This is a genomic window from Roseovarius tolerans (genome assembly GCF_900109855.1).
GTDB lineage: Bacteria > Pseudomonadota > Alphaproteobacteria > Rhodobacterales > Rhodobacteraceae > Roseovarius > Roseovarius tolerans.
In genome coordinates this window covers 134,867-161,853 of record NZ_FOBO01000002.1, presented here as the reverse complement: position 1 = coordinate 161,853, position 26,987 = coordinate 134,867, and the positions used below count along the sequence as shown (strand labels likewise).

At 64.6% G+C, this 26,987-nt stretch carries 29 protein-coding genes; 17 read left to right on the top strand and 12 right to left on the bottom strand.

Annotation, left to right across the window (positions count from 1 at the left end; all coding sequences use genetic code 11):
• Positions 1-83 precede the first annotated feature (83 nt).
• Complete coding sequence (locus tag BMX04_RS02580; protein ID WP_074784863.1) at positions 84-857, bottom strand: 3-hydroxybutyrate dehydrogenase; 774 nt, start codon at positions 855-857, stop codon at positions 84-86.
• A 283-nt stretch (positions 858-1,140) separates the two neighbouring features.
• Here BMX04_RS02580 and BMX04_RS02575 point away from each other — a divergent pair, with 283 nt between their 5' ends.
• The 11 genes from BMX04_RS02575 to BMX04_RS02525 all read left to right on the top strand — a co-directional run bounded on the left by BMX04_RS02575 (position 1,141) and on the right by BMX04_RS02525 (position 11,256).
• Positions 1,141-2,970: an extracellular solute-binding protein gene (locus tag BMX04_RS02575; protein ID WP_074784862.1), complete on the top strand. Its 1,830-nt coding sequence runs from the start codon at positions 1,141-1,143 to the stop codon at positions 2,968-2,970.
• A 27-nt stretch (positions 2,971-2,997) separates the two neighbouring features.
• Positions 2,998-3,111 carry an entericidin EcnA/B family protein gene (locus tag BMX04_RS02570; protein WP_050661931.1) on the top strand — a complete coding sequence of 38 codons (114 nt, stop codon included), beginning with the start codon at positions 2,998-3,000 and terminating at the stop codon, positions 3,109-3,111.
• Between the two features lie 142 nt (positions 3,112-3,253).
• Positions 3,254-4,291 (top strand): alanine racemase, encoded by a 1,038-nt coding sequence (alr, locus tag BMX04_RS02565; RefSeq protein ID WP_074784861.1) that lies wholly within the window; start codon positions 3,254-3,256, stop codon positions 4,289-4,291.
• Positions 4,288-5,073: an MlaE family ABC transporter permease gene (locus tag BMX04_RS02560; protein WP_139194476.1), complete on the top strand. Its 786-nt coding sequence runs from the start codon at positions 4,288-4,290 to the stop codon at positions 5,071-5,073. Before alr ends, BMX04_RS02560 begins: the two co-directional genes overlap by 4 nt.
• Positions 5,070-5,816 carry an ABC transporter ATP-binding protein gene (locus BMX04_RS02555; protein WP_074784860.1) on the top strand — a complete coding sequence of 249 codons (747 nt, stop codon included), beginning with the start codon at positions 5,070-5,072 and terminating at the stop codon, positions 5,814-5,816. The genes BMX04_RS02560 and BMX04_RS02555 overlap by 4 nt, the downstream gene beginning before the upstream one ends.
• A gap of 84 nt (positions 5,817-5,900) precedes the next feature.
• A complete protein-coding gene (locus BMX04_RS02550; protein ID WP_074784974.1) occupies positions 5,901-6,341 on the top strand; it encodes a paraquat-inducible protein A in 441 nt (146 codons plus the stop codon).
• A 144-nt stretch (positions 6,342-6,485) separates the two neighbouring features.
• Positions 6,486-7,250, top strand: coding sequence for a DNA repair protein (locus BMX04_RS02545; RefSeq protein WP_139194475.1), 765 nt, complete (start codon positions 6,486-6,488; stop codon positions 7,248-7,250).
• A 55-nt stretch (positions 7,251-7,305) separates the two neighbouring features.
• A complete protein-coding gene (gene radA, locus BMX04_RS02540) occupies positions 7,306-8,670 on the top strand; it encodes a DNA repair protein RadA (protein ID WP_050661943.1) in 1,365 nt (454 codons plus the stop codon).
• 27 nt (positions 8,671-8,697) lie between these two features.
• Positions 8,698-9,261, top strand: coding sequence for a CvpA family protein (locus BMX04_RS02535; RefSeq protein ID WP_050661928.1), 564 nt, complete (start codon positions 8,698-8,700; stop codon positions 9,259-9,261).
• Between the two features lie 134 nt (positions 9,262-9,395).
• On the top strand, positions 9,396-10,850 hold the full coding sequence (purF, locus tag BMX04_RS02530) for an amidophosphoribosyltransferase (RefSeq protein WP_050661927.1): 1,455 nt from the start codon (positions 9,396-9,398) through the stop codon (positions 10,848-10,850).
• 214 nt (positions 10,851-11,064) lie between these two features.
• Positions 11,065-11,256, top strand: a complete 192-nt coding sequence (locus BMX04_RS02525) for a hypothetical protein (RefSeq protein ID WP_244888458.1) — start codon at positions 11,065-11,067, stop codon at positions 11,254-11,256.
• 70 nt (positions 11,257-11,326) lie between these two features.
• On the opposite strand, the gene BMX04_RS02520 is transcribed toward BMX04_RS02525, so the two are convergent.
• On the bottom strand, positions 11,327-11,914 hold the full coding sequence (locus tag BMX04_RS02520) for a biotin transporter BioY (RefSeq protein WP_244888457.1): 588 nt from the start codon (positions 11,912-11,914) through the stop codon (positions 11,327-11,329).
• 92 nt (positions 11,915-12,006) lie between these two features.
• On the opposite strand from BMX04_RS02520, the gene BMX04_RS02515 reads away from it, so the two are divergent.
• The 5 genes from BMX04_RS02515 to BMX04_RS02495 all read left to right on the top strand — a co-directional run bounded on the left by BMX04_RS02515 (position 12,007) and on the right by BMX04_RS02495 (position 16,769).
• A complete protein-coding gene (locus BMX04_RS02515; RefSeq protein ID WP_074784858.1) occupies positions 12,007-12,657 on the top strand; it encodes an SDR family NAD(P)-dependent oxidoreductase in 651 nt (216 codons plus the stop codon).
• A gap of 75 nt (positions 12,658-12,732) precedes the next feature.
• Entirely contained in the window at positions 12,733-13,515 is a 783-nt protein-coding gene (gene surE / locus BMX04_RS02510; protein ID WP_074784857.1) for a 5'/3'-nucleotidase SurE, read from the top strand.
• The gene (locus tag BMX04_RS02505; RefSeq protein WP_074784856.1) at positions 13,512-14,168 is read left to right on the top strand and encodes a protein-L-isoaspartate(D-aspartate) O-methyltransferase; all 657 of its coding nucleotides are present in this window, start codon (positions 13,512-13,514) and stop codon (positions 14,166-14,168) included. The genes surE and BMX04_RS02505 overlap by 4 nt, the downstream gene beginning before the upstream one ends.
• Before the next feature lie 31 nt (positions 14,169-14,199).
• Positions 14,200-15,381: a peptidoglycan DD-metalloendopeptidase family protein gene (locus BMX04_RS02500; RefSeq protein ID WP_074784855.1), complete on the top strand. Its 1,182-nt coding sequence runs from the start codon at positions 14,200-14,202 to the stop codon at positions 15,379-15,381.
• A 710-nt stretch (positions 15,382-16,091) separates the two neighbouring features.
• Positions 16,092-16,769, top strand: a complete 678-nt coding sequence (locus BMX04_RS02495) for a VPLPA-CTERM sorting domain-containing protein (RefSeq protein WP_074784854.1) — start codon at positions 16,092-16,094, stop codon at positions 16,767-16,769.
• Between the two features lie 166 nt (positions 16,770-16,935).
• Here BMX04_RS02495 and BMX04_RS19305 read toward each other — a convergent pair whose 3' ends face one another.
• The 4 genes from BMX04_RS19305 to BMX04_RS02480 all read right to left on the bottom strand — a co-directional run bounded on the left by BMX04_RS19305 (position 16,936) and on the right by BMX04_RS02480 (position 20,388).
• Positions 16,936-17,112: a hypothetical protein gene (locus BMX04_RS19305; RefSeq protein ID WP_175477313.1), complete on the bottom strand. Its 177-nt coding sequence runs from the start codon at positions 17,110-17,112 to the stop codon at positions 16,936-16,938.
• Positions 17,109-18,233 (bottom strand): YeeE/YedE family protein, encoded by a 1,125-nt coding sequence (locus BMX04_RS02490; RefSeq protein ID WP_074784853.1) that lies wholly within the window; start codon positions 18,231-18,233, stop codon positions 17,109-17,111. The genes BMX04_RS19305 and BMX04_RS02490 overlap by 4 nt, the downstream gene beginning before the upstream one ends.
• 10 nt (positions 18,234-18,243) lie before the next feature.
• A complete protein-coding gene (locus tag BMX04_RS02485; protein WP_074784852.1) occupies positions 18,244-19,185 on the bottom strand; it encodes a sulfurtransferase in 942 nt (313 codons plus the stop codon).
• A 117-nt stretch (positions 19,186-19,302) separates the two neighbouring features.
• Positions 19,303-20,388: an ABC transporter ATP-binding protein gene (locus BMX04_RS02480; protein ID WP_074784851.1), complete on the bottom strand. Its 1,086-nt coding sequence runs from the start codon at positions 20,386-20,388 to the stop codon at positions 19,303-19,305.
• A 159-nt stretch (positions 20,389-20,547) separates the two neighbouring features.
• Between BMX04_RS02480 and BMX04_RS02475 the strand changes: the two genes are divergently transcribed.
• Positions 20,548-21,027 (top strand): DUF2059 domain-containing protein, encoded by a 480-nt coding sequence (locus BMX04_RS02475; protein ID WP_074784850.1) that lies wholly within the window; start codon positions 20,548-20,550, stop codon positions 21,025-21,027.
• A 6-nt stretch (positions 21,028-21,033) separates the two neighbouring features.
• Here the strand turns inward: BMX04_RS02475 and lpxI are convergent, their stop codons facing one another.
• From lpxI to BMX04_RS02450, 6 genes are all read right to left on the bottom strand, one after another.
• Positions 21,034-21,942, bottom strand: coding sequence for a UDP-2,3-diacylglucosamine diphosphatase LpxI domain-containing protein (lpxI, locus tag BMX04_RS02470; RefSeq protein ID WP_074784849.1), 909 nt, complete (start codon positions 21,940-21,942; stop codon positions 21,034-21,036).
• A 61-nt stretch (positions 21,943-22,003) separates the two neighbouring features.
• Complete coding sequence (fabZ, locus tag BMX04_RS02465; RefSeq protein ID WP_074784848.1) at positions 22,004-22,468, bottom strand: 3-hydroxyacyl-ACP dehydratase FabZ; 465 nt, start codon at positions 22,466-22,468, stop codon at positions 22,004-22,006.
• An 85-nt stretch (positions 22,469-22,553) separates the two neighbouring features.
• A complete protein-coding gene (locus tag BMX04_RS02460; RefSeq protein WP_074784847.1) occupies positions 22,554-23,171 on the bottom strand; it encodes an OmpH/Skp family outer membrane protein in 618 nt (205 codons plus the stop codon).
• Between the two features lie 2 nt (positions 23,172-23,173).
• A complete protein-coding gene (gene bamA / locus BMX04_RS02455) occupies positions 23,174-25,492 on the bottom strand; it encodes an outer membrane protein assembly factor BamA (protein WP_074784846.1) in 2,319 nt (772 codons plus the stop codon).
• Positions 25,493-25,576: 84 nt separating this feature from the next.
• Positions 25,577-25,702 carry a hypothetical protein gene (locus BMX04_RS19730; RefSeq protein ID WP_268784733.1) on the bottom strand — a complete coding sequence of 42 codons (126 nt, stop codon included), beginning with the start codon at positions 25,700-25,702 and terminating at the stop codon, positions 25,577-25,579.
• 115 nt (positions 25,703-25,817) lie between these two features.
• Positions 25,818-26,960, bottom strand: coding sequence for a pyridoxal phosphate-dependent aminotransferase (locus tag BMX04_RS02450; RefSeq protein WP_074784845.1), 1,143 nt, complete (start codon positions 26,958-26,960; stop codon positions 25,818-25,820).
• Positions 26,961-26,987 lie beyond the last annotated feature (27 nt).

The following is a 26,987-nucleotide window of genomic DNA, read 5'->3' as shown; positions in this document are numbered from 1 at the left end:
GAGCGGTTATAAGAGCCAACCGCGCGGCACCTTGTGCGGGTCACTTAAAGTCCGCCCAAGGCCAATCGCCCCTGCCCCGCGCCTTACAGCGCCGTCCAGCCACCATCGACGCTGATCGTCGTGCCGGTGATCTGCGCCGCCGCGTCCGAACACAAAAACAGCGCCGTGCCCCCCAGTTGCTCGGTGGTGGCGAACTCCTTCGACGGCTGACGCTCCAGCATGACCTTCTCGATCACCTCGTCGCGCTCCATCCCGTACTTCTCCATCGTGTCGGGGATCTGCGATTCGACCAGCGGCGTCAGCACATAACCCGGGCAGATCGCATTCGCCGTGATCGGCTCTTTCGCGGTTTCCAGCGCCACCACCTTGGTCATCCCGACAATGCCGTGCTTGGCCGCGACATAGGCCGATTTGAACGGGCTCGCCGTCAGGCCATGCGCCGACGAGATGTTGATCACCCGGCCCCAGCCCGCCTTGCGCATCAGGGGCAGCGCGGCGGCGGTCGTGTGATAGGCGGAATTGAGGTTGATCGCGATGATTGCGTTCCACTTCTCCGCCGGAAACTCGTCAATCGGGGCGACATGCTGAATGCCCGCGTTGTTGATCAGGATATCGCAGGCCCCGGCCTTTTCGATCAGCGCACGGCACTGGTCGCCATCGGACATGTCGGCCTGGATATAGCGCGCCTTGGTGCCGGTCTCGTCGGCGACCTTCTTGGCCAGCGCGTGATCCTCCTCCGAATCGGTAAAGGAGTTCAGAATCACCTCGACCCCGGCGCGCGCCAGTTCCCACGCGATGCCCAGACCAATGCCGGAATTCGAGCCGGTGATGACGGCGGTTTTGCCTTTGACGCTCATGCCTGTTCTCCCTTGTTCACACTGCACGCGCAGCATATGTGCCGCATCTGCGAATTGCACGGGGAATGAGGATCACGAGGCTGGGAGCGGGCCAAAAAAAACGCCCGCACGAGGCGGGCGTCAAGTTATTGAGGCAGGTTTCATACAGGCAAGAAACCTATCGAGCAGTGCCCTCTTTATAAGCAATCCTGCGCCTCGGGCCAAGCTAAAAGTTTGAAAAGACGTGAATCCGCCTCTACGCTCTGCCCCTGATAAACAAGGATCATTGAGGATTGTCGCCAAAATGAGATCAGAATTTTTCCGTCTTTTCCGGGCTGGGCTCTGCGCGATGATCCTTGCAGGAACGGCCTCTCAGACGCTCGGCGCGCCCGCGCATGGCATAGCTATGTATGGCGACCCCGCCCTGCCACCTGATTTTGTGTCCCTGCCCTATGCCAACCCGGATGCTCCCAAGGGCGGTCGCGTGGTCACCGGCAATGTCGGCGGCTTTGATTCGCTCAATCCCTTCATCCTGCGCGGCAGCCCGCCCTGGCAATTGGGGCATCTCACCCACGAGACCCTTTTGGGCCGATCCTGGGACGAGCCGTTCACGCTTTACGGGCTTCTGGCCGAATCGGTCGAGACGGATGAGGCCCGCACATGGGTCGAATTCACCCTGCGCGAGACGGCCCGATTCTCGGATGGCAGCCCGGTGACGGTCGAGGATGTGATCTGGTCCTTCGAGACATTGGGCACGCAAGGCCACCCGCGCTATCGCGGCTTTTGGTCCAAGGTGGGCCGCATCGCGCAAACCGGGCCGCGCAGCCTGCGCCTTGAGTTCACCGAGGCGGATCGCGAACTCGCCCTTCTGGCCGGTCTGCGCCCGATCCTGCAAAAGGCGCAATGGCAGGGCCGCGACATCGCCGAGGCGGGGATCGAGGATATCCCGATTGGAACCGGTCCCTATGTCGTCGAGAATTACGAGGTGAACCGCCACGTCACCTTGCGCCGCAACCCCGACTACTGGGGACGCGACCTGCCCTTCCGGCGCGGCACCAACAATTTCGACGAGATCCGCATCGAGTTCTTCGGCGACGACACCGTGCTGAAAGAGGCGTTCAAGGCCGGGATCATCAGCTATGTGCGCGAATTCAACGCCGAGGCCTGGGCGAATGAATACGATTTCCCCGCCGTCGAGCGCGGCGAGATCGTGAAATCCGAAATCCCGCATCAGAAACCCTCGGGCATGACCGGCTTCGTGATGAACACCCGCCGCGCGCCGCTCGATGACTGGCGCGTGCGCGAGGCGCTGATCACCGCGTTCAATTTCGCGTATATCAACGACACCCTGACCGGCGGGCGTCAGCCCCGCATCACCTCGTATTTCTCCAATTCCGAACTGGGCATGGCTCACGGCCCCGCCACGGGCCGCGTGCGCGAGTTGCTCACACCCTTCGCCGACAGCCTGCCCCCCGGCACGCTCGACGGCTACAGCCTGCCGCAAGGAGACGGCACCGCGCGTAATCGCAAGGACTTGCGCCGCGCGATGAAGCTTCTGAGCGCGGCGGGCTGGCAGGTCGAGAACGGGCGGCTGGTCAGCGCCGACGGCACGCCACTGCGGCTGACGGTGCTCTTGCAGCAGGACGGGCTGATCGGTCAGGCGAGCGCGATGATGGATATCTATGCCCGCGCGCTCGACCGTCTGGGCGTCGAATTGCGGATCGAGATGACCGACAAGGCGCAATATGCCGAGCGCGAGGCGAACTATGATTTCGACCTGACGATGATGCGCCGGTCGCTGTCGCTCAGCCCCGGCAACGAGCAGATGTATTACTGGGGCTCCGAAGGGGTGGACGACCCCGGCAGCCGCAACCTGATGGGCATGCGCTCGGACGCCGCCGAAGCGATGATCCGCACCATGCTGAACGCACGCGACCGCGAGGAATTCGTCGCCGCCACCCGCGCGCTCGACCGGATACTGACGGCGGGGCGCTACGTGATCCCGATCCATCAATACAGCGTCGGTCGTATTGCCCACAAAGCGCAGTTGCACTATCATGAGGATGAGCTTCCGATCTACGGGGACGGTATCGGTTTCCTCCCCGAGGTCTGGTGGTTCGAGGCAGAAGAATAACAACAGGCAACAACCATAGGCAGGAGCATGCAAAAACTGATTGCGCTTGTCCTCATCACCACGCTGGCAGGCTGTGCCACCGTCGATGGTGTCGGACGTGACATATCGGGTGCTGCGCGCGGCGTTCAGAGCTGGTTCTGAGCACATAGTCCAGCGACATGACCGAGGCTTTTCCACCCCCGCCCGCCAGTCGTGGGCGGCTTTTTCGGCGTGCGCGCCTGAGGTTCGTGCGCCGCGCGCCTTTCCCCTTGACGCCCCCGCCCATCCTGTCAAAACCGCCCGCATGAGCAGCGGAACCCTGACAATCGACCTTGATGCCATCGCCGCCAACTGGCGCGCCCTCGATGCCATGACCGGCACTGAGACCGCCGCCGTGGTCAAGGCCGACGCCTACGGGCTGGGCGCTGACCGGGTGGGCCGTGTGCTGGCCCGGGCCGGCGCGCGGCACTTCTTCGTGGCCATCGCCGAAGAGGGCGTGGCCCTGCGGCAGGCGCTCGGCCCCGATGTGGCGATCCACGTGTTTTCCGGGCACATGCCGGGCGATGCGGACATGATCGGCGACATGGACCTCGTGCCGATGATCAACTCGCTCGACCAGATGATCCGCCACGCCGAGGCGCTTCCGGGCCACCCGTTCGGCGTGCAGCTTGACAGCGGCATGAACCGGCTGGGAATGGAGCCCGAGGAATGGCAGGCGGTGCGCCAGATCGCCCTCGCGCAGAACCCGGTGATGCTGATGAGCCATCTGGCCTGCGCCGATGAACCCGACCAGGTGATGAACGCGCGGCAACTGGCCGCCTTCCGCGCGATGACAGACGACACCGATGTGCCGCGCTGTTTCGCCAATACCGGCGGTATCCTGCTGGGCTCCGACTATCATTTCGACCTCGCCCGCCCCGGCATCGGCATCTATGGCGGGCGACCCTACACAGACGCGCGCCCCGTCGTCACCCTCGACATCCCGGTTATTCAGTGTCGCGACATCGCGCCCGGCGAGACGGTCGGCTACGGCTACGGTTTCACCGCGCCGCGCGCCATGCGCATCGCCACCGTGGCGGCGGGCTATGCCGACGGTATCCTGCGCGCCATGGGTCCGAAAACCAGCCTCTGGGCCGAGGACACCCCCTGCCCCGTCACCGGCCGCATCTCGATGGACCTGATCGGCGTCGACATCACCGACCTCGGCCGCGACCCGTCGCATCTGCAATTGCTCGGGGCCCATCAGGGGATCGACGTGCTGGCCGACAATGCAGGCACCATCGGCTATGAAATCCTGACCTCACTGGGGGCGCGCTACATGCGGCGTTATATCGGCGGATGACCCTGATCCTCGGCTTTCTGGCGTCCATCGGGCGCACGGTGCTGGCGGGGCTGGCGGGCATGGGGCGGATCACGCTCTATGCCTCCGACGCGGTTAGCCATCTGGCGCGCCCGCCCTTCTACTGGCGCGAATTCGGCCATGCGCTGGTGCAGATCGGCTGGCTGTCGCTGCCCGTCGTCGGCATGACGGCGCTTTTCACCGGCGGTGCACTCGCACTCCAGATCTACGCAGGCGGCGCACGCTTCAACGCCGAAACCGTGGTGCCCTCGATCGTCGCCATCGGCCTGACCCGAGAGCTTGGCCCGGTGCTGGGCGGCCTGATGGTTGCCGCGCGCGTGGCCTCCTCCATCGCCGCCGAGATCGGCACGATGAAAGTGACCGAGCAGATCGACGCGCTCACCACGCTCTCCACCAACCCGATGAAATACCTCACCCTGCCCCGCGTTCTGGCCGCCACCCTCGCCGTGCCGCTGCTCGTGGGCGTGGGCGACGTGATCGGCATCATGGGCGGGTTTCTGGTGGGCGTCGGACGGCTTGATTTCGGCGCAGCGACCTACCTGCACAACACGATTGATTTTCTTGAGACATGGGATGTCGTCTCCGGCATGATCAAGGGTGCGGTCTTCGGCTTCATCGTGGCGCTAATGGGCTGCTATTACGGGATGAACTCGGGGCGCGGCGCCCAAGGTGTGGGGCGCGCCACCAAGACGGCGGTGGTCGCGGCCAGCGTGCTGATCCTCGCCTCCAACTACATCCTGACAGAGGTGTTCTTCTCGGCATGATCGAACTGCGCGACGTCCATAAGGCCTTTGGCGAGAACCGCGTGTTGCAGGGCGTGAACCTGACCATCGAGTCGGGCTCCTCCATGGTGATCATCGGCGGATCGGGCACCGGCAAATCGGTGGCGCTCAAGTGCATTCTGGGGCTGATCCGCCAGGACAGCGGCGCGATCACGCTCGACGGCACGGATGTCACCACCGGCGACCGCGACGCCTTCCTCGCCCGCTTCGGCATGCTGTTTCAGGGCGGCGCGCTGTTCGACTCGCTCCCCGTCTGGCAAAACGTCGCCTTCCGCCTGCTGCGCGGCTCGCTCAAGCGCCCCAAGTCCGAGGCGCGCGAGGTCGCCATCGAGAAGCTGCGCCGCGTCGGGCTGAAACCCGAGGTGGCCGACAAGTTCCCTGCCGAGCTTTCGGGCGGCATGCAAAAGCGCGTGGGCCTCGCCCGCGCCATCGCGGCCGAGCCCGAGATTATCTTCTTCGACGAGCCGACCACCGGCCTCGACCCGATCATGTCGGGCGTGATTAACGAACTGATCCGCGAAATCGTGGTGGAAATGGGCGCAACCGCGATGACCATCACCCATGACATGACCTCCGTGCGCGCCATCGCCGACAACGTCGCGATGCTGCATGACGGGGTGATCCAGTGGACCGGCCCGGTGGGCGACATGGACCAGTCGGGCGATCCCTATCTCGACCAGTTCATCCACGGCCGCGCCGACGGCCCGATCGAGGCGGTCCGGTGACGTCCCGCGCCAAGAATTTTCGAAAATTCTTGGCAAAAATCTTGCAAGATTTTTGCACGCAATCGCTGAGGTATGGCGCATAACATGCTGAAATACGCCAACCTCACCCTCCTGATCCTTTTCCCCGTCGCCTGGTTCGCGCCGCTCCTGCGCGCAGGCATTGCCCTGCCGCTCTTTGGCCTCAGTGAGATCAGCATCATCTCGGGGCTTCAGGAACTCTGGCAAAGCGATGTCGTCCTCGCCCTTCTGGTCACCTTCTTCGCGCTCTTCGCGCCCTATCTCAAGACCATCGGTCTCGCGCTGGTGCAGTTCGACCTGCTCGCCCCGCGCGCCCTGCCCGCGCTGCATCTGCTGGGCAAGCTGGCGATGGCCGATATTTTCCTGATCGCGCTCTACATCATCGTGGTCAAAGGCGTTGGCCTCGCGCGGGTCGAGGTGGCCTGGGGCCTCTATCTCTTTACCGCCTGCGTACTGGCCGCCATCACCTTTGGTCATCTGGTGGACAAACACCGGCCTGCCCCCTGAACTCTCGCGATTTCGGCAACAACCCGGCGCAGCCACGCAACACTCCCCCTTTGTTGAGCCTGTGGTGAATGAATTAACCCTTTGCCTTTGACGCAATCGGCGTAAACTCGCCTATATTGGATATGGTCTTTCAGGGGGGAAGTCATGCCCGCACATTTGAAATCTGTTGCGCTGCTGACTCAGTTTTTATTCCAACGGCTCGCCGTTGTTTCATTTCTCCTGGCAGCGCTCGCGCTGAGCGCCGCCAGCATCGGGGCGGCGCTCAGCCTGATGCCATGGCTCGGGTTCAAGGCTGAGTTCGGCGGTGTGATATACCACAATGCCGGGCAAATCGCGCAAATCGGCCTGACCGTTCTGGCGGTGATGCTGTGCTTTTTCCTACCCGCGAATGCCCGCATCATGGCGCTTGAAACCTCGCACCGACGGTTCAATATCGGCATGCAAGACGTGGCCCGCGCCTATCACGCCGCCCATGCGGCGGATCGCGAGGGATTGTTTCAACTCTCATCCGAGTTTGATGCGGTGCGCGAGCGGCTGGCCTATCTGCGCGAGCATCCCGATCTGGGCGGGCTCGAGCCGGACCTGCTCGAAGTGGCCGCCCAGATGTCGCATATCAGCCGCGAACTGGCCGATGTCTATTCCGACGAAAAGATCGCCCGCGCCCGGCAATTCCTGCACCAACGCCAGCAGGAGGTCGAGGCGTTCAACGCGCGGATCGATCAGGCCAAGCAGATCAGCCGCGACCTCAAGCACTGGGCGCATGAGGTCGATCTCGAGGAAAGCGTGGCCGCAAGCCAGCTGACCCGCCTGCGCGACGACCTGCGCGAGGTGCTTCCGGAACTGGGGCTGGAAGAGATGCTGCGCGCCGACGGCACGGTGATCGACCTTAGCAAGAAGGCCGCCGAATAGCGCCGCTGCATTTTCGGGTTTGACCGGGACCGGCCCTTGGGGCATGACCCGGGACATGGCGAAATCCTCGACCTTCACCTGTTCGGCCTGCGGCGCGGTGCATAACCGCTGGTCGGGGCGTTGCGACGCCTGCGGCGAGTGGAACACCATCGTCGAGGAGGCCCCGCTCTCCACCGGCCCCAAGGGCAAGACGCTTGGCGGCAAGCGCGGCGCGCAGCTGACCCTCACGGATCTCTCGACCGAAGAGGCCCCGCCGCCGCGCACCCTCTCGGGCATAGGCGAGCTGGACCGGGTCCTGGGCGGCGGCCTCGTGCCGTCGAGCGCGGTTCTGGTGGGCGGCGATCCCGGCATCGGCAAATCCACGCTGCTGTTGCAGGCCGCCGCACGCTTCGCGGGTGCCGGGCTCAAGACCTTCTACGTCTCGGGCGAAGAGGCCAGCGCACAGGTCCGCATGCGCGCGCAGCGCCTCGGGCTGGAAAATGCACCGGTCAAACTCGCCGCCGCCACCTCGCTGCGCGATATCCTGACCACGCTCGAGGCGGAAAAACCCGATCTGGTGATCATCGATTCCATCCAGACCATGTGGTCCGACACCGTCGAAGCCGCCCCCGGCAGCGTGAGCCAGGTCCGCGCCGCAGCCCATGAGTTGACCACATTCGCCAAACGCTTCGGCACCTCCGTGATCCTCGTCGGCCATGTCACCAAGGACGGCCAGATCGCCGGTCCCCGCGTGGTCGAGCACATGGTCGACTGCGTGCTCTATTTCGAGGGCGAGCGCGGTCATCAGTTCCGCATCCTGCGCTCGGTCAAGAACCGTTTCGGCCCCGCCGACGAGATCGGCGTCTTCGAGATGACCGGCGGTGGGCTGGCCGAGGTCGCCAACCCCTCCGAGCTGTTCCTCTCGGGGCGTGGCGCGCCCTCGCCCGGCTCAGTGGTGTTTTCCGGCATCGAGGGCACCCGCCCCGTGCTGGTCGAGATGCAGGCGCTGGTCGCCCCCACCCCGCACGCGCAGCCGCGCCGCGCCGTGGTCGGCTGGGACGGCGCGCGTCTGGCGATGATCCTCGCCGTGCTCGAGGCGCGCTGCGGCATCCCCTTTGCCGGGCTCGACGTCTATCTCAACGTGGCCGGTGGCTTGCGGATCAGTGAACCTGCGGCCGATCTTGCGGTCGCCGCAGCCCTGCTCAGCGCGCGCGAAGACACCCCCCTGCCCTCGGAAACGGTGATTTTCGGCGAAATCAGCCTCTCCGGGGCGCTCCGCCCGGTGGGACAGTCCGAAAACAGGTTGAAAGAAGCGCAAAAACTTGGTTTCACATCGGCGATCATTCCGTCCGGTGGCAAGACCGGCGGCACCAGCGGCCTCAGCCTGACCCGGATGGGCGATCTGACTGCGTTCGTGGGTGATATTTTCGGCGCAGGTTAGGCGCGCCCAGAGGGACAGGACAAGGCTATGGACGGTTTTACCATCATCGACGGCGTCGTGGCGCTTTTCATCGTGCTGTCGGCGCTGCTGGCCTATTCGCGCGGCTTCGTGCGCGAGGCACTGGCCATCGCGGGCTGGGTCGTGGCCGGCATCCTCGCCTTCATGTTCGCGCCACAGGTCGAACCGCTGGTCACCGAAATCCCGGTGGTCGGCGAATTCATCGCCGACAGTTGCGAGCTTTCGATGATCGGCGCCTTCGCGGTGGTCTTTGCCGTGGGGTTGATCGTGGCCTCGCTGATCACGCCGCTCTTTTCGTCGTTGGTGCAGCGCTCGGTCCTCGGCGGGCTCGATCAGGGGCTTGGCTTTGTCTTCGGCGTGGCGCGCGGCGTTCTGCTCATCGCCATCGCCTATTTCGTCTATGAGACGGTGATCAGCTCGCAAAGCATCGCGATCATCGACGACAGCCGCTCGGCGCGGGTATTTGCACAGCTGACCGGCAAGGTCGAGGATGGCAATCCCGAACAGGCGCTGGGCTGGATCACGCAGCAATACGAGGAATTGATCGGCTCCTGCGAAGCCCCCGGGCAGTGACGCTACGTAAAGAAGCACAGCCCCCGGGCGCGCAAAGGTTTCTGTGATAGTTTCGTGACATACCCGATCTGAGCGCGTATGAGGGGCGCAAGTGACAGACACGGGATTCGGAGCTGCCAGCCTTGTCCACTCAAATGCCCCCCGCTCACCCCTTCGACGATGATAAACTGAAGGAAGAATGCGGTATATTCGGCGTCGTCGGCCTGTCCGATGCGGCGAATTTCGTAGCCCTCGGGCTGCACGCCCTGCAACATCGCGGACAAGAGGCCGGCGGCATCGTCAGCCACGATCCCGATCAGGGTTTCAACTCGGTCCGCCGCTTCGGCTACGTGCGCGACAACTTCACCCGCCAATCGCTGATGGAAACCCTGCCCGGGCCGCTGGCCATCGGGCATGTGCGCTATTCCACCGCCGGGGCCAAGGGGGCCGCGATCCGCGACGTGCAGCCGTTCTTCGGCGAGTTTTCGATGGGCGGGGCGGCGATCGCCCATAACGGCAACATCACCAACGCCGACGCGCTGCGCAAAGAGCTGATCGAACGTGGCTCGATCTTCCAGTCCGGCTCTGACAGCGAATGCATCATCCACCTGATGGCCCGCTCCCTGCAACGCAACATCCCCGAGCGGATGGAGGACGCGCTGCGCCGGGTCGAGGGGGCGTTCTCCGTGGTCGCCATGACCCGCACCAAGCTCATTGGCGTGCGCGACCCGCTGGGCGTGCGCCCGCTGGTGCTGGGCCAATTGGGCGAAGGCTGGGTGCTCAGTTCCGAAACCTGCGCGCTCGACATCATCGGCGCCACCTTCGTGCGCGAAATCGCCCCCGGAGAAATGGTGGTGATCTCCGAGAAGGACGGCGTCGAGAGCCATTATCCCTTCCGCCGCCAATCCTCGCGCTTCTGCATTTTCGAGCATGTCTATTTCTCGCGCCCCGATTCGATCATCGGCGGCCGCTCGGTCTATGAGACCCGCCACCAGATCGGCGTGGAACTGGCGCGCGAGGCCCCTGTCGATGCCGATCTCGTCTGCCCGGTGCCCGATAGCGGCACGCCCGCGGCCATCGGCTACAGCCAGGAATCGGGCATCCCCTTCGCCATGGGGATCATCCGCAACCAGTATATGGGCCGCACCTTCATCGAGCCGACCGAGCAGATCCGCAACATGGGTGTGCGTCTCAAGCTCAACGTCAACCGCGCGCTGATTGAGGGCAAGCGGGTGATCCTGGTCGATGACAGCGTCGTGCGCGGCACCACCTCCCGCAAGATCAAGGAAATGATCCTCGATGCCGGGGCCGCCGAGGTGCATTTTCGCATCGCATCCCCGCCCACGGCGTGGCCGTGCTTTTATGGCGTGGATACGCCACAGCGCGAAAAACTGCTGGCTGCCACGATGTCAGAAGAGGAGATGCGGGAGCATCTCAACGTGGACAGCATCCGCTTCATCTCGCTCGACGGGCTTTATCGCGCTGTCGGCGAGGCACAGGGCCGTGATACCAAGTGTCCGCAATATTGCGATGCCTGTTTCTCGGGGGAATATCCGGTCGAGCCCTCGGACATGATCGCCAAAGGATTCGAGCTGAAAGCCGCCGAGTGATCGCGGTCAAATCGACCGTATAAGCAAGGTTTTGCGGCCTCACGACGCGCTCTGGCAAGTTCCTGCCGCAGCGCAGATATCGGGCTTTTCTCTGCCGCGCTCGCCGCATAGACGCGCGGGCAGAGACAAAAGAAACCCCGAGGCATTTATGGCAAACGAAACATCCACCCCTGCGTCCACACTGGCCGCAGCGACCCAACAAGGTGCCCTGCCCTTGCGCCGGATCACATTGCTCGGCACGATGCATGGCCCCAGCAACGCCCGCGCCCTCGTGCGCGGTGGCAAGGTGGCCCGGGTCGAGATCGGCGACACGCTCGACCGCGCCACCGTGGCGGCCATCGGCGAGGGCGTCGTGATCCTGTCGCGCGGCGGTCGTGCCGAAGAACTGCGCCTCCCCGGCACCTGACCCGGCATAGCAAAAGGCCGCCCCCGGTTGCCCGGGCGCGGCCTCAATTTCAGTCAAACGCGCTGCGGGTTCAGCCGCGACGCGCCTCCAGTGCCTTCCAGCCGCCATAGACGACCATCGCCGCGATCACGGCCTTGACCGCATCGCCGATCAGGAACGGCGCCATCCAGTGGGCCCAAAGCTCGGGAACGGTCTTGCCCATCACCGCGGCGGGCCAGGCCAGGCCGGGGACATAAAGCAGCGCCGAGACCGCGATCCCGCACAGCGCGGTCGAGACGACACCGCGTGCCAGACCCTTTTCCACCGCCAGACCGGCCAGCCACGCCATGCCGACATAGCCGTAAAGAAAGCCTGCGGTCGGCCCGACAAGCGAGGCCCCGTTCATGCCGTTCGCAAAGACCGGCAGGCCCATGGCCCCCTCGGCCAGATAGGCCAGCAGCGTCGCGGCACCCATGCGCGACCCGAACGTCAGTCCGACGATCAGCACGGCCAGCGTCGACAGCGTCATCGGCACCGGGAAGAACGGCACACTGACCTGCGCAGCAAGCGCTACAAAGAGCGAGCCCGTCAGCACGAGGCCGATCTTGCGAAGCAGGGTATCTTGGCCGATCACGGCCTTGGCTAGAACTGTGTCGCGCATCATGTCGCGTCCCTCCATTATCTCTGTCCGTCCCGACTTTTTCGCCGCGCTGCCGCAAAAGTCAAGCGATTGTCCTTGATTTGCCCGGCGACAGGTGGGATTTCCCGCTTATGACACAGGACACCGATCTCCCCCTCGCCCTCGTCACCGGCGCCTCGCGCGGTCTTGGTGCCGCCATCGCCGAGGCGCTGAGCGACACGCATCACATCATCGCGGTCGCCCGCACCACCGGCGCGCTCGAGGAACTCGACGACCGCATTCAGGCGCGCGGCGGCAGCGCCACGCTGGCCCCGATGGACATCACCAACACCCAGGCGATGGCGCAGGTTTGCCGCTCGGTCCATGACCGCTGGGGCGGTATCGCGACTTGGGTCCATGCGGCAGTGCATGCAGCCCCTCTGGCCCCCGCCAACCATATCGCCGACGGCGACTGGTCGAAATCGGTGGCCTGCAATGTCAGCGCCACCGGCATCCTCATTCCATTCATCGCCCCGCTTCTGGGCGAGGCGGGACAGGCGATCTTCTTCGACGACGCAAAGGCGGGCGACAAGTTTTTCGGGGCCTATGGTGCCACCAAGGCCGCGCAAATCGCCCTCGCCCGCAGCTGGCAGGCCGAGACCGAGAAGACCGGGCCACGCGTTCACATCCTCACGCCGCAACCGATGGCCACCGCCACCCGTGCGCGCTTTCACCCCAGCGAGGATCGCGACGGGCTGGCGCATCCGCGCGATGAGGCCGCGCGCCTTCTCACCCTGATCTGAGGGGCCTTGCGCGCCTTGCCCCTGTGGCGGTGCGCCGCTACACAGGGGCGAAACAGCGACAGGCGGGGCACGGGCATGCGAATTCTGATCACCAATGACGACGGCATCAACGCACCCGGCCTCGCGGTGCTGGAAGAGGTCGCCACCGCCCTCGCAGGCGAGGACGGCGAAGTCTGGACCGTGGCCCCGGCGTTTGAGCAATCCGGCGTCGGGCACTGCATTTCCTACACCCGCCCGATGATGATCTCCAAGATGGCCGAGCGCCGCTATGCCGCCGAAGGCAGCCCCGCCGATTGCGTGCTCGCGGGCCTGCACGACGTGATGAAGGACGCGCCCCCCGATCTGGTGCTCTCGGGTGTGAACCGGGGCAACAACGCGGCTGAAAACGCGGTCTACTCTGGCACCGTGGGCGCCGCGATGGAGGCCGCGCTGCAAGGCGTGCCAGCGGTGGCGCTCAGCCAATATTACGGCCCAAAGAATCGCGATCTCGACGACACGTTCGAGGCCGCCCGCGTCCACGGATTGCCCACCCTGCGCCGCCTACTCGACAAGGGCGTGTGGACCCGCGATGATTACGGCATCTTCTACAACATCAACTTCCCGCCCCTGCCCGCATCGGACGTCAAGGGCCTGCGCGCCGCCCGTCAGGGCTTTCGCCGCGACATTGGATTTGGGGTTCAGCCACACACATCGCCCTCGGGGCGGCGCTTTCTCTGGGTCACCGGCGCACCGCAGCACGAGCCCACGAGCCCCGGCTCGGATGCCGATGTGAACCTGCAAGGCTACATCTCCGTCACGCCGATGCGAGCGGATCTCACCGCGCATGACGCATTGGAGGCGCTCAAGGCTATCGAATGAGCGACGACGCCGATCATATCGCGGAACGCAAGATGCAGTTCCTCTTTGCGCTGCGCTCTCGCGGGGTGACGGACAAGGCGGTGCTGACGGCGATGGAAAAAGTCGACCGTGGCCCCTTCATCCGTGGCTATTTCACCGACCGCGCCTATGAGGACATGCCACTGCCCATTGCCTGCGGCCAGACCATCAGCCAACCCTCGGTGGTCGGGCTGATGACGCAGGCGCTCAAAGTCTCGAACCGCGACAAGGTGCTCGAGGTCGGCACCGGCTCCGGCTATCAGGCCGCGATTCTCAGCCAGCTTGCCCGCCGGGTCTACACCGTCGACCGGCACAAGCGGCTGGTCACCGAGGCGAGCGAGATTTTCCGCGCGCTTGACCTCACCAATATCACCGCGATCACCGCCGATGGCAGCTTCGGCCTGCCCGATCAGGCCCCCTTTGACCGGATCATCGTGACGGCGGCGGCCGAAGACCCGCCCGGCCCCCTATTGGCGCAGTTGAAAATCGGGGGTATCATGGTAGTGCCGGTGGGCCAATCGGACGCGGTGCAGCATTTGATCCGCGTGACCCGGAGCGAGACCGGGTTCGAGTATGACGAGTTGCGCCCGGTGCGGTTCGTGCCGCTGGTCGAAGGGCTGGGGCGCGACGGGTAACGAAAAGGCCCCGGTCAACAAGGGGCAGGACATGAGGAAAATCGAGATGCGTCACTTTCCACGACACCTGACCCTCGCGGCGGGCATGGCCCTGGCCCTCGCTGCCTGCGATCAACCGCTCGATATCGACATGCGCGGCGCGTTCGGCAATGCCCCCTCCACCGCCGAGGCGGCGCGCAACGCCTCTGCTCCCCGGCCCGAACCGGATGCCCGCGGCATCATCTCCTATCCGGGTTATCAGGTGGCAATCGCGCGGCGCGGCGACACGCTGGCCCAATTGGCCACCCGGATCGGTGCCGATGCGCGCGAGCTGGCGCGCTATAACGGTATCCAGACCGGCGATCCGCTGCGCGAGGGCGAGGTCATCGCCCTGCCCGGCCGCGTGGCAGAGCCGACCGGCGGCCCGATCCAGCCTCCGGGCGGCGTCGACATCGACACGCTGGCCGGGGATGCGATCCGCCGCGCCGATGCACAGACCGTCGAGACCAGCGCGCTCGAACCCTCTGCGCAGGTCGGTGTCGAACCGGTCCGCCACCGGGTGGAACGCGGCGAGACCGCCTTCAGCATCGCGCGGCTCTATAACGTGTCGATCCGCAGCCTCGCGGACTGGAACGGCCTTGGTTCCGACTTCTCGGTGCGTGAGGGGCAATATCTGCTGATCCCCGTGGCCCTGCCCGGCGAAGACACCGAACCTTTTGAGGCTGAGCAGACGGCAGCGGTCACGCCCCCCGGCGCAGGCTCGCCCACGCCGGAACCGCCAAGCGCGTCGAAACCCCTGCCCGATGAGAAAACCGTGCCCACCGCCGAGCCGGTCGAGACCGTGGCCGCCCCGGACCTCAGCGAAAGCGTGACCCAGACCGCCCGCATGGTGACGCCCGTTCAGGGCAACGTCATCCGCGACTACGCCAAGGGCAGCAATGATGGCATCGACATCGCCGCCGCCCCCGGCAGCGCGGTCAAGGCCGCCGATAGCGGCACCGTCGCCGCGATCACCGAGGATACCAACGGCATCCCCATCGTCGTGATCAAGCATTCGGGCAACCTGCTCACCGTCTATTCCAACGTCGGCGCGCTCAGCGTGGCCAAGGGCGACAGCGTCAGCCGCGGCCAGAAGATCGCCGAGATTCGCCGCGACGGCACCGCCGCCCTGCATTTCGAGGTCCGCGACGGCTTCGACAGCGTCGACCCCAACGACTACCTCAACCCGTCCTGACGGGGGCGGTTGGGGTAGCGTTAGGGGGCGGCTCGTATGCGAAGCCCAGACGGTCGATTGCGTTGGAAACGAACTTCGGCTTGGTTTTGGTCTGGAGCTGCCGTGCGCTTTGCCAGAAGGTGCCGCGCGGTCGCAGGGCCGGGGACTGGCGAAGCAACGGTTGTTGCCCGCACTTTATCCCAGCCAAGTCATTCTGAACTCAACACTTTGCGCGCCCTATCAAATCGCCAGGCCGCGGGACGGCCCGGCGATCGCGCGGCACCTTCGGTGCGTTTCGCGCGGGTGCTTTGATCCTCGGTCCGTATCAGGTCAATGGCCAACCTTGATCCCGACTTTCACCAAGAGCAACTTGTCCGCATATCTGTCATCAAGGCGCTTTGCGGCTAAGGTCCGGTGTGAGCCCTGAGTGACGGATTCTGCGTAGTGCATAAACGGCAGCTTTAAGGTGTCGGATCTGCACTATCGCGATCAGAGTAAAACCCGAAGCTGTCTAATCTTGCGAAATCCAGATGCTCCGCGCGCTTCCAACGCTGATCCCGTCGATTTCGGCACAGCAAATCCCGCAGCACCGCTGCTCCCGTTCTGGCGGCGGACGGCATCGCAGAAAAATTTCGCGAAACTGGGAATCAATTGAAACTCTACAGCCATGGTAACCGTGGCTCTTCCTTGAGGTCTCGAATCTCGAGATCAAAAAACCAAGGGAGATGTCAATGAAACCGACAAGATCACTCGCGCTCGCCGCAACCCTTTGTACAATCGCCGTATCCTCGGCCTCGGCTGCGACGTTCACGAGCGCCGGAGCCTTCGCGTCTGCAACCACGAACATCCAGACGGAAACGTTCGACGACAACATCGCCCAGCCGGACCTCTTAGGCGCCCCGGTGATCACGTTCGACAACGGCACCACGTCAACGGCGCGCGACACGCAGCAGTTCAACCGTGTCACCGACGGCGTTTTCATTGGCGGCACTCGCGCGGGGCGCGACGACTCATTCGATGACACGATCATCTTCGACTTCGGTCGGCAGGTCACCGCCTTCGGAGCAGACTTTATCGGCGCGGCCGAGATCATGATCTCGGGCATGTTTGATGGTCAGACCCAGTCATTCCTGCTGGGTGATCTGCGCAGCGATGACGGCTTTGTAGGTCTGACAAGCTCTACTGCGTTCAATACGATAACCTTTAGCACCGACGCAGGTGGTTTTCTGCCTTTCGGAAACCCGACAGTGTCACTGCAGGCCAAGAACTTCCGCTTGGACAACCTTGCCCTTGGTGACGCTGCCCACGGAGATCCGATGTCCCCGGTGCCGCTGCCGGCCTCCGCCCTGATGCTCCTGTCCGCCTTGGGCGGGTTTGGCGCCTTGCGCAAGATACGCCAGCGCAGTTGACCGCGTGCAGAACAGTCAGGGCCCGAAATAGAAATGACATGCCCGAAATACTGTTGAGATCAGACGAGAACGGCGGATCCTACGCGGGGCCCGCCGTTCATTCCTCAGATGCTTTCGCAAACTGAAGTCTCGAGTGCTTTTCCCGGCACCTGAACCGGCCTCACCGCTATTGCGCGGGCGGCGGTGGGGCGGCGCAATGTCCACCTGTCGCCGCCAGCCCTGAGCCGAGCGCCAGCAAGGGCGGCGCGGTATAGGGGTTGAGCGGCTGCGATTGCGCATGATCGAGGGCCAGCAGCCCCACAACGCCAAGCGCCACCAGCAGGGTCACGCTGCGCCGGATCATCGCTTTGCCTCCAGCCCCAGAACGGGGCGCAGCCGGATGCCCACCCACGACCCGGCAAAGGCCGCGACGAACCACACCCAGCCATGCGCCGATCCGGTGCCGATCCCGCTGAAAAACGCGCCGATATTGCAGCCAAAGGCCAGCCGGGAGCTATAGCCCAGCACCAGCCCCGCCACGATCACCGCCAGCCACGCCCGCGCCGGCAACTTGCCCACCGGTGAGGCGAGCCCCGCGCGCCACCACGCCATCAGCGCGGCCCCCCCGATCAAGCCCAGATCGGTGAGCGAGGTGATATCCGTCAGCAGGCTCGCCTGCACCTGCGCGGCATTGCCCGGAGCCGCCCAGAAGGCCGAGCCCGACAGATCGCCACCCATGGCCACCACACCCTTGGCCACCCAAAGACCCAAGCCGTAAACCACGCCCCAGGGTTGGCCCGCCACCATCAGATGCAGGATCGCCAGCCCCGCCAGCACAAGGATCGCGCCCCAGTAGCGGCGCGGCAACCGGTGTGAGCCTTTGACCCCGACCAGCAGCGCCAGCACCGCCACCGCTGCCAGCCCCGCCAGCGTGATCATCAGCCCCTGCGTGCCCTCGAGTGCCACCACCGGCAGACTGCCCAGAGAGGTCCACCACGACAGGTGATAGGCCCCGCCGAAACTGCCGATGGCAAAGAACGGCAGCGCCACGGCCCCCACGGCATTGCCGCTCCCGGCATTCACCAGCGTGCCCGAGCCGCAGCCCAACACCACCTGCATCGCCGCGCCAAACACAAACGCCCCGCCGATCATCGCCAATCCGATGGGCGCATGCGCACCCTTCAACTCGGCCCCGTTCGCCGCCAGCAGCGGAAACGCCGCAAGCGCCACGATGCCGATACAGATCAGCTGCGCGATCAGCCCCGAGGCGTCACGCTCCAGGATCATCCGCCGCCACGGGCCGGTAAAGCCGAAACGGAACCCTTCGAGCGTCAGACCGAAGCCCAGACCGATCAGCAGCACCACACCAAACCGCGGCCCCGCAAGAAGCGCCACAGCCAGCACCAGCGCGCCGACGACAAGGATCATGATACCCCGCGATACCCCGCTCGGGGTGGTGTCGACGGGGGCGGTCGCGGTGCTCATCGTGCCGCGCTCAGTACTTGCCGGTGATCTTGTTGATCATGTTGCGGAACAGGCCCGGCACATTGGCCATCTCGTAGCCCGCATTCGACCAGCCGACCATGGATTCGGGGTACATGCGCACGCCCTCGATCCCCGCCAACTCGCTCAGCGCGAACCAGTTGGTCGCGGCCCAGTGACCAGTATTGCAGAACGACACCAGCTTGTCGCCCTGCTCGAACCCGTTCTCGGCGGCCAGCTGACGGATCAACTCGGGCTTGATGCGCGCAGGCTCGTCCTGACCGAACCAGCGGTCATGCGTGAAATAGCGCGATTGCGGCAGGGTGCCGGGCATCGCGGCGGCCCCGTGCTTGGTGTCGCCCTTCCAGAATGCCTCGGGGCGGGCGTCGATCAGTTCGGCCTGCTCCTCGCCGTTGACGATCGCCTGCACGTCTTGGCGGGTCGCCAGCCATTTGTCCGAAAAGCTGACCGTGATCTCGCTCGGGCTCACCGACGGAGCCTTGCCCTTGGCAAGCTTCTCTCCGGCCTCGGCCCAGCCGTTCATGCCGCCGTTGAGGATCGCAAGCGGGCTTACACCGCTCGATTTCAGCGTCCAGTAGACCCGCGCCGCAGCCCCGAAATCGGTCTGATTGCTGCCCTGATGCACGACCACCACGCTATCGCCCGCCTCGATGCCAAGGCCGCGCAGCACCTCGGTCAGATGCGCCTCCGAGACCAGTTCGCCGGGATTGTCCGACGGGCCGCGAAAGAGGCCGTAAGGCGCATTGAGCGCGCCGGGCACATGGCCCTCTTCATAGGCCCCCTCGCCCCGGATATCGAGCACGACGGGCGCGCTGTCATCCAGCGCGGCGCGCAACTCCGCAGGCTCGACCAGCGGCCCAAGCTCTGCCATTGCTGCAAGCGGCAGAACCGCCAGCGCGGCGGCGGTGAAAGTAGTGCGAATGGAATGAATCATGTCGACCCCCGGTATCGGTAAGTTGTGACGTCTTGGCCGGTATCTAGACCTGTCGCCGCCGCGCAACAAGCCTGCAAAGCAAAACTCACGCGGGTTTGACGTCGGCTTTGGGCGGCCTCACCCGTCCTTGGGAAAGACGAAACACCGGTCGCGCCGGATCATCAGCCACAAAGGCTTGCCCGGCTTGGGCAGGAACACGTTGGGCACCGTCGCCTTCAGCAACGAGCCGTCGTGATCCATCCGAAATTCCACCAGACTTTCCGAGCCGATGAAACGCGCGCGCTCTACCACACCGCGTGCGGGCGCCCCGTCCTGCGGGGTGGGATTGGGGCCGCGCCCGTGGCGGTCAAAGTCGATCTTGATATGCTGCGGGCGGATCACGATCTCCACCTCCTGCCCGTCCGCCACGCCGGGGGCAAGGAAATGGCCGAACGGCGTTTCGGTCAGCGCCCCCTGCACGCGCCCCCGGATCACGTTGATCTCCGAGAAAAACGCCATCGCGCTGCGATCCACCGGGGCGTTGTAGACGTTATAGGGCGCGCCCTGCTGCACGATCCGCCCGTCGCGCATCAAAGCGATCTCATCGGCCATGCGCATCGCCTCTTCGGGCTCATGCGTGACCAGCAGAACAGCGGTATCCTCTTCGCGCAGGATATCCAGCGTGTCGTCGCGGATACCGTCGCGCAGCCGGTTGTCGAGGCCGGAAAACGGCTCGTCCATCAACATGATGCGCGGACGCGGGGCCAGCGCACGCGCCAGCGCCACCCGCTGCTGCTCGCCCCCCGACAACTCGTGCGGATAGGCCGCGTGATACTGCGACAGGCCGACCCGGTCGAGCAGTTCGCCAACCCGCGCCGCCTTGGCCGCCTTGTCACCCGACAGGCCGAACCCGACATTCTGCGCCACGCTCAGATGCGGGAACAGCGCGAAATCCTGAAACATCAGCCCGATATGCCGCCGCTCGGGCGGCACGCGAAACACCGTGTCGCAGATCAGGTTGCCATCGACATGGATTTCACCCGAATCCTGCATCTCGACGCCCGCGATCATCCGCAGCGTCGTTGATTTGCCGCAGCCGGACGGCCCCAGAAGACAGGTCACCTTGCCCGGCATGACGCGCAACGACACGTCCTCCACCACCACGCGCCCGTCATAGCGACGCGTCAGGTTATTCACTTGGAGCCGGGGAATCGGGGTCTGCACCGGGGCCTCTTCATGTCTTTCCGAGCGATTTGATCGGGCTTTGCCCGCTGCAGATAGCAACCTCGCCCCCCCCATGCAAGCGCCGCGACCCGGCAGCCGTTGACAGCGCGCTCGTAAGCTGGTTCGGTGCAGGCGATTTCATTTTGCGGAGTTATCCCCATGCGCGTTTTTACCAGCCTCACCCTTGCCCTTTGCCTCGCCCTGCCCGCCCATGCCCAAAGCGACCGGGACGCCCGCCTCGCGGTGGCCGAAGACTATGTTTCGGCGACGATGGAGGGCATGGACATGCAAGAGTTCATCCGCCAGATCTGGCAGCCCATGGTTCAGCAGATGGCGCAGAACCGCCAAACGCTGGAGCCCGAACAGATCGCACGGATCGAGACCCTGTTTTCCGAGGAACTGACCGAGCCGCTGACCGAGGTGATGCAGGCACAAGACGAAATCCTCGCCGATCTGCTGACATTGGAAGAGCTTGAGGCGCTCCGCGATTTCTACAATTCCGAGCATGGCCGTTCGGTGATGGAAAAGATGCCGCAACTGGCCCAGATCCAGCAGCCGATGATCTCGCGCGTGCTCCAGGCCAAGATGCCGGTGATGATGCCGAAAATCCGTGAGATCACCACCGGCGAAACCGAATAGGCCGCCTCAGACCGTCCCCCCGGGACGCACCCACAGAAAACACCCCGCCGCCCCGAGGATGCCACGCACCTCCTCGGGGTGGATCAGCATAACGCCTCCGGCCGCGATCACGACCCCGTCGAGCCGCGCCGTGACAACCGCGCGCGCCGTCTCCGGCCCGATCACCGGCATATCGGCGCGCGGATCCTGCCCCGGCCTCGGTGCCAAATAGAGCAGACCGCCGCTCTCGGGCACGCTGTCCTGACCGCTCAGCCAATCCGCCGCTCCGCCGACCATCTGATCCGCGATGTCAAAGGGATCAAGGCTCCAGCCACCCCCACTGTCCTCGCCTCCCACCGACAGGCCGGCAAGCATCGCATCGGTGCCGCGCGCATCCTCCTGCGCCACGACGCGCGCCCCGCGCACCACCACAGCCCGCCCCGGATCATCCCGGCTCATCCGTTCCAGCGCGGCAGTGGCCGCCGCAAGACCCGCCTCAATGCCCTCGGGCAGGACCCCGGTCCGCACCCCCGGCGCGGGTAGCAACTCCGGCGCGATCTCAGCGGCCCCGATCACCGCGATCCCTACCTCCTCGAAAATCGCGATGATCTCGCGCAAGAGACCCTCATCGCCCTTGGCCATCGCGCCTTGCAGACGCGGGATGAAGGGCGCGGTGGCCGCGTCGACAAACGCGGGGTCCACCACCGGACGGCGCATCGCCCCGGCCAAGCAAAGCCGCGTGATCCCCCGCACCTGCAGCTCCGCCAGAAAACTGCCGAACCCCTCCAGCCGAAACCCGAGGCGCGGCAGATCGCCCGTCACTTCTGAGAGAAACTGCACCAGTTCGCAGACCAGTGGCACCTCTCCCCGCGCCAGCAGGACCTTTACCAAGTAAGGCGGCAGGCCCCCCAGCCCGGCAATGAGCGCGAGCGCCATGACCTAGCCCTGACCCGGGGTCATATCGACAGAGCGATGTCTCTCGGTGCCCGGCATGAGGTCAGTCTTTCGGAAGGTCCATCATCGCGGTGAATTCCGCCTCGGCGGCCATCTCGCCCTCTACCTCGGCCACCCCCGAAAACTTCCAGACCTTGCCGCCGGGTTTACCGCGCGTGGTCTCCAGCTTCATTTCCAGCACGTCACCGGGCACCACCATCCGGCGAAACTTGGCGCGGTCGATGGCCATGAAATAGACCAGCATGTTGCGGTCCTCCATGCCAAGTGCGGTGCCCACCATGACCGCCGCCGTCTGCGCCATCGCCTCGATGATGGTCACGCCGGGCATGATCGGCTTGCCCGGAAAATGCCCCTGAAAATGCGGCTCGTTCATGGTGACGTTCTTGATGCCGCGCGCGTTCTGGTAGCCGTCGATATCGACCACCTTGTCGACCAGCAGGAATGGATAGCGATGCGGGATCAGCCGCTGGATCAGGTGGATATCCGCAGTCTTGATCGGCTCGGTCATGGCGCATCCTTTCGCATCTTGCCCAGATGTCCCTAGCAACTGCGCGGTCGCGGGGCAAGATCGCCCGACACCGCCGCGCGCGGCCCTAGTCGCCGCCCGGCGCGGGCAATTCCGGCATCTCCACCGCGCCATTCTCTTCGGGCTGCGGCTCCGGCAGGCTCTGCGGTCCGGTGCCGACGGTGGCATTGATGCGGGTGATCGCCAGATCGGTCACATCCGCCACCTCGGCATGCAAAAGCACGCTGCGCCGGTCAAGCAGCACCACCGCCTCGGTTTCCTGCAACAGTTCGGACAGGACCGGTTGCACCACGCGCATGAACTGTAGCGGGGCCAGATCCCGGCGCCGCTCCAACTCGCGTGACATCCGCTCGCTGTCCTGTCGCAACTGCGTGACCTTGGCGTCGAACGCATCCGCCATCTCCCGGAACGCGTCCGGCTCGCTCTCGCTGCGCATCTCGGTCAGCGCCTGCTCCTCGGCCTCCAGATCACTGGCGACCCGGTCATTATAGGCAATCAGGCGATCGCGCTCGGCCTGGATCTCGCGCTGCAACCGCTGGCCATAGTCGGTCTCGCTCAGCAACCGTTCGGCGTCGATCACGATCACGTCGCTGGTGACCACCCCAAGCTGCTGCGCCGCCGCTCCCTGCGGCACCCCCAGCCCGAGCGCGATGATCACCCCGGCCCTGAACAGCCCGGCGCGCATTCTCAGAATTCCGTTTTGACCGTCAGGTTGAACGTCTGCTCGTCATCCCCCGGCTCGGATTTGAGCGCGTTGGAAAAGTTCATCCGGAGCGGTCCGAACGGCGAGGTCCAGAACAGCGAGAACCCGATCACGTGGCGCGGCTCGAACCCGGTGGAGTTGACCGGGCCTGTTGCTGCCCCCTGGTTGTCGAGCCCCCAGATCGAGCCGATATCGTAGAACGCCCCGCCGGTGATCCCGTATTCATCAGGCAGACCAAGCGGGAATTCCGCCTCGAACTTGAGGGCCGCAAAGTAATCGCCGCCCAGGTGTTCGCCGCCCTCGATCGGACCCATACCATTGGGCTCAAAGCCGCGCATGATCTGATCGTTGAACCGGTTGATGAAGCGGCTGTTCTGCCCGTTCGAAAAGCTGATCGCGCCGCCTTCGAGAATGGCGCGCACGGTCACCTCTTCGTTGAAGATCGTGCGCTGCCCGACAATCCGCGCCGTGGTCTTGACGTAATCATTGTCGCCGCCCAACCCGGCGAACTCCTGACCGAAGGACAGCAGCACCCCGGCATCGGGATTGAGCCCCGTGCGCCGCGTGTCAAAGGAATATTCATAGCCGACAGCACTGGTCCACAGATCGCCCTGCGCGACCTCAGCCGCGAGAATGCCCGAGGTACCGTTATAATCGCTCATGTCCTCGTAGCGGGCGTTGTAAAACACGCCGAGACGGCTGTTTTCACCGATCGGGAAGGTCAGGCTCGGGCGGAACGTGCCGATCGCGGTATCGAAGCGCGAGTTGTCGCTTTCGGTTTCCACGAAGGCAAAGTCGAGCCCGAGCGCCACATCGCGGCTGAGAAAGGCCGGTTCCTTGAAGCTCAGGTTGTAATTGACCCGATCCGCACTCGCGAGAATGTTCGCCGTCAACTCCTGCCCACGCCCGATGAAGTTGCGCTCGGAGAAACCAAGTTGGATGCCGAGACCCGAGTTGGTCGAGAAGCTGGCCCCGATGGAAACGCTGCCGGTCGTGGTTTCCTCCACGTCGGTTTCGATCACCACCTGATCGGGGCGTGATCCCTCGCGGGCATTCACGTCCACATCGCTGAAAAAGCGCAGCGCGCGGATGCGATCAGCGGCCTGCCGGATGGCCCGCGGGTTGAACGGGTCACCCTCGACCACATCGAACTGCCGCCGAATCACCCGGTCGAGCGTCGTGGTGTTGCCCTCGATGTCGATCCGCTCGACAAAGACGCGCGGACCGCGCTGCAACACGAACTCGATATCCAATGTCAGATCGCGATCATTGCGCGTCACGCGCGGCTCGACCCGCAGGAAATCGACGCCGTTCTTGATCGCCAGACGCTCCATACGCGCGATCGAGTTTTCCACCAGCGACGGTGAATAAACCACGCCGGGACGAATCTTCAGTGTATCGTCATAGGCCTCGGCCTCGACCCCGTTATACTCACTGACGGTGGTGATCTCTCCAAAGCGGAATTGCTGCCCTTCCTGCACATTGAAGGTCACGAAATAGGCGTCGCGCTCGCGGGCAAGCTCGGCATTCGTGCCGGTCACCCGGAAATCCACATAGCCGCGCGAATTGTAGAAATCGGTCAGCACCTGACGGTCAAAGTTGATCCGGTCCTCGACAAAGGTGTCACGCTCGATCAGGGCCCGCAAAAGACCGGTCTGCTTGCTCTCGATCACGCGACGCAGGCGGCGGTCGGAATAGGCGCGGTTGCCGACAAATCCGATGCGCTGCACCTCGATCTTGCGGCCTTCGAAAATCTCGAACACCAGATCGACACGGTTGTCGCTGCGGCGGATCACCTTGGGAGAGACGCGCGCGGCGATCCGCCCGTTCTGGGCATAGGCCTCGGTGATGATGTTGGCGTCGCGCTCGGCCTGCGTGGGGCTGAACACTTGCCGCGACTGGCTCTGGATGAACCCGGCAAGATCCTCATCCTTGATCTTGTCATTGCCTTCGAAGGCGATGCGGTTGATCGTCGGAAATTCTGTGACCCGGATAACGAGCCGATTGCCCTGCGGCTCGACCTCGACCTCTTCGAACAGGCCCGATCCGAGGATTCGCTGATAGGCATCGTTTAGCTGCCCGGCGCTGACAGTTTCGCCGCGGGCGATACCGGCAAAGGACAGGATCGTTCCGGCCTCGATCCGCTGATTGCCCTCGATGGCGACCGTGGAGAACCGGTAGGATTGCGCCTCGGCCGGATCAGGCGCAATCAGTGTCAGCACCATTATCGCCAGTGCTACAAAACCGCCAAAGGCGCGCATCACCGATGTCGGCATCCGCCGACCCGTGTCACAATCATTCATTGGTCAAACCCAGTCAGACATCCCATTGACCGCAGTCACTACCCGGTCTGTCTGGGCTTGTCAAAACGCGAGTGCACGCTTGTCTCAGAGCGTGCCCAAATAGCCCGCTGCAAACAGCGCGAGCGCAAGCGTCGCGACATAAAGCAGAAGATCGGCGTTCATTCCGATCAGCACGCCCAGTCCGCGATATCCATCCTTGATCTGTTGCATGACACGGCCCTCCGCTTTGCTGAGTCGGCAACCGGTATGCCACCACCGATGGGCATTTTCTGGTGCGAAATGTGGCAAAATCTGGGCAATCCTTGCGCCGGGCGGGTACTGCGACTCAGCGCGCGGCCATGAACTGCCGCAGCCGTTCCAGCCCGTCCTCGATATCGGCAGTGGCCCGCGCATAGGAAAACCGCAGCGTGCCCGCCCCGCGCACCGGGTCGAAATCCAGCCCCGGCGTCACCGCCACCCCGGCCCGCTCCAGGATTTCGGCGGCAAAGGCGCGGCTGTCATCGGTCAGATGACTGACATCGGCATAAACATAGAACGCCCCGTCGGGCGGCGCGATGCGGTCGAACCCGGCACGCGGCAGCCCCTCCAGCATCAGCGCGCGATTGGCGCGGTAGACCGCCATGTTCGCCTCCAGCTCCTCATGGCACTCCATCGCCGCAAGCGCCGCCACCTGGCTGGCATGCGGCGGACAGATGAACAGGTTCTGCGCCAGCCGCTCGACCGTGCGCACATGCGACTCGGGCACCACCATCCAGCCGACGCGCCAGCCGGTCATCGAGAAATACTTGGAAAAGGAATTGATCACGTAGCACTCATCGGTGATCTCCAGCGCGCTCACCGCGCGCGCTTCATACTCGATCCCGTGATAAATCTCGTCACTGATGAAACTCGCCCCCGTCGCCTGCACCGCGCCGATCAGCGCCCCAAGCGCCTCCCGGCCCAGCATCGTCCCCGTGGGATTCGCCGGACTCGCCACCAAAAGCCCGCACAGATCGCGCCCCGCCAGATCGTCCGGCACCGGTTGCAGGCGGTTTTCCGCCGCCGTCTCGATATCCACCGGCACCAGATCGAGCGCGCGCAGGATCTGGCGATAGCTGGGATAGCCCGGCGCGCCGATTCCCACCCGATCGCCGGTATCGAAAAGCGCGGTAAACGCGAGGATGAACGCCCCCGACGATCCCGGCGTGATCACCACCCGATCAGGGTTCAGATCAACCCCGTACCATTCGTGATAGAGCCGCGCGATCCGCGCCCGCAACTCCGGCAGACCGAGCGCCACGGTATATCCCATCGCCTCACGCTCCATCGCCCGCGCAAGCGCGTCACGCGCGCACTTGGGCGCAGGCGTGCCCGGCTGACCCACCTCCATGTGAATGATATGCCGTCCCCCGGCTTCGGCACGGCGCGCGGCCTCCATCACATCCATCACAATGAAGGGGGCGACCTTGGACCGGGTTGAGTTCCGCATTACATTCTTCCTAAGCTTGGGCGTACG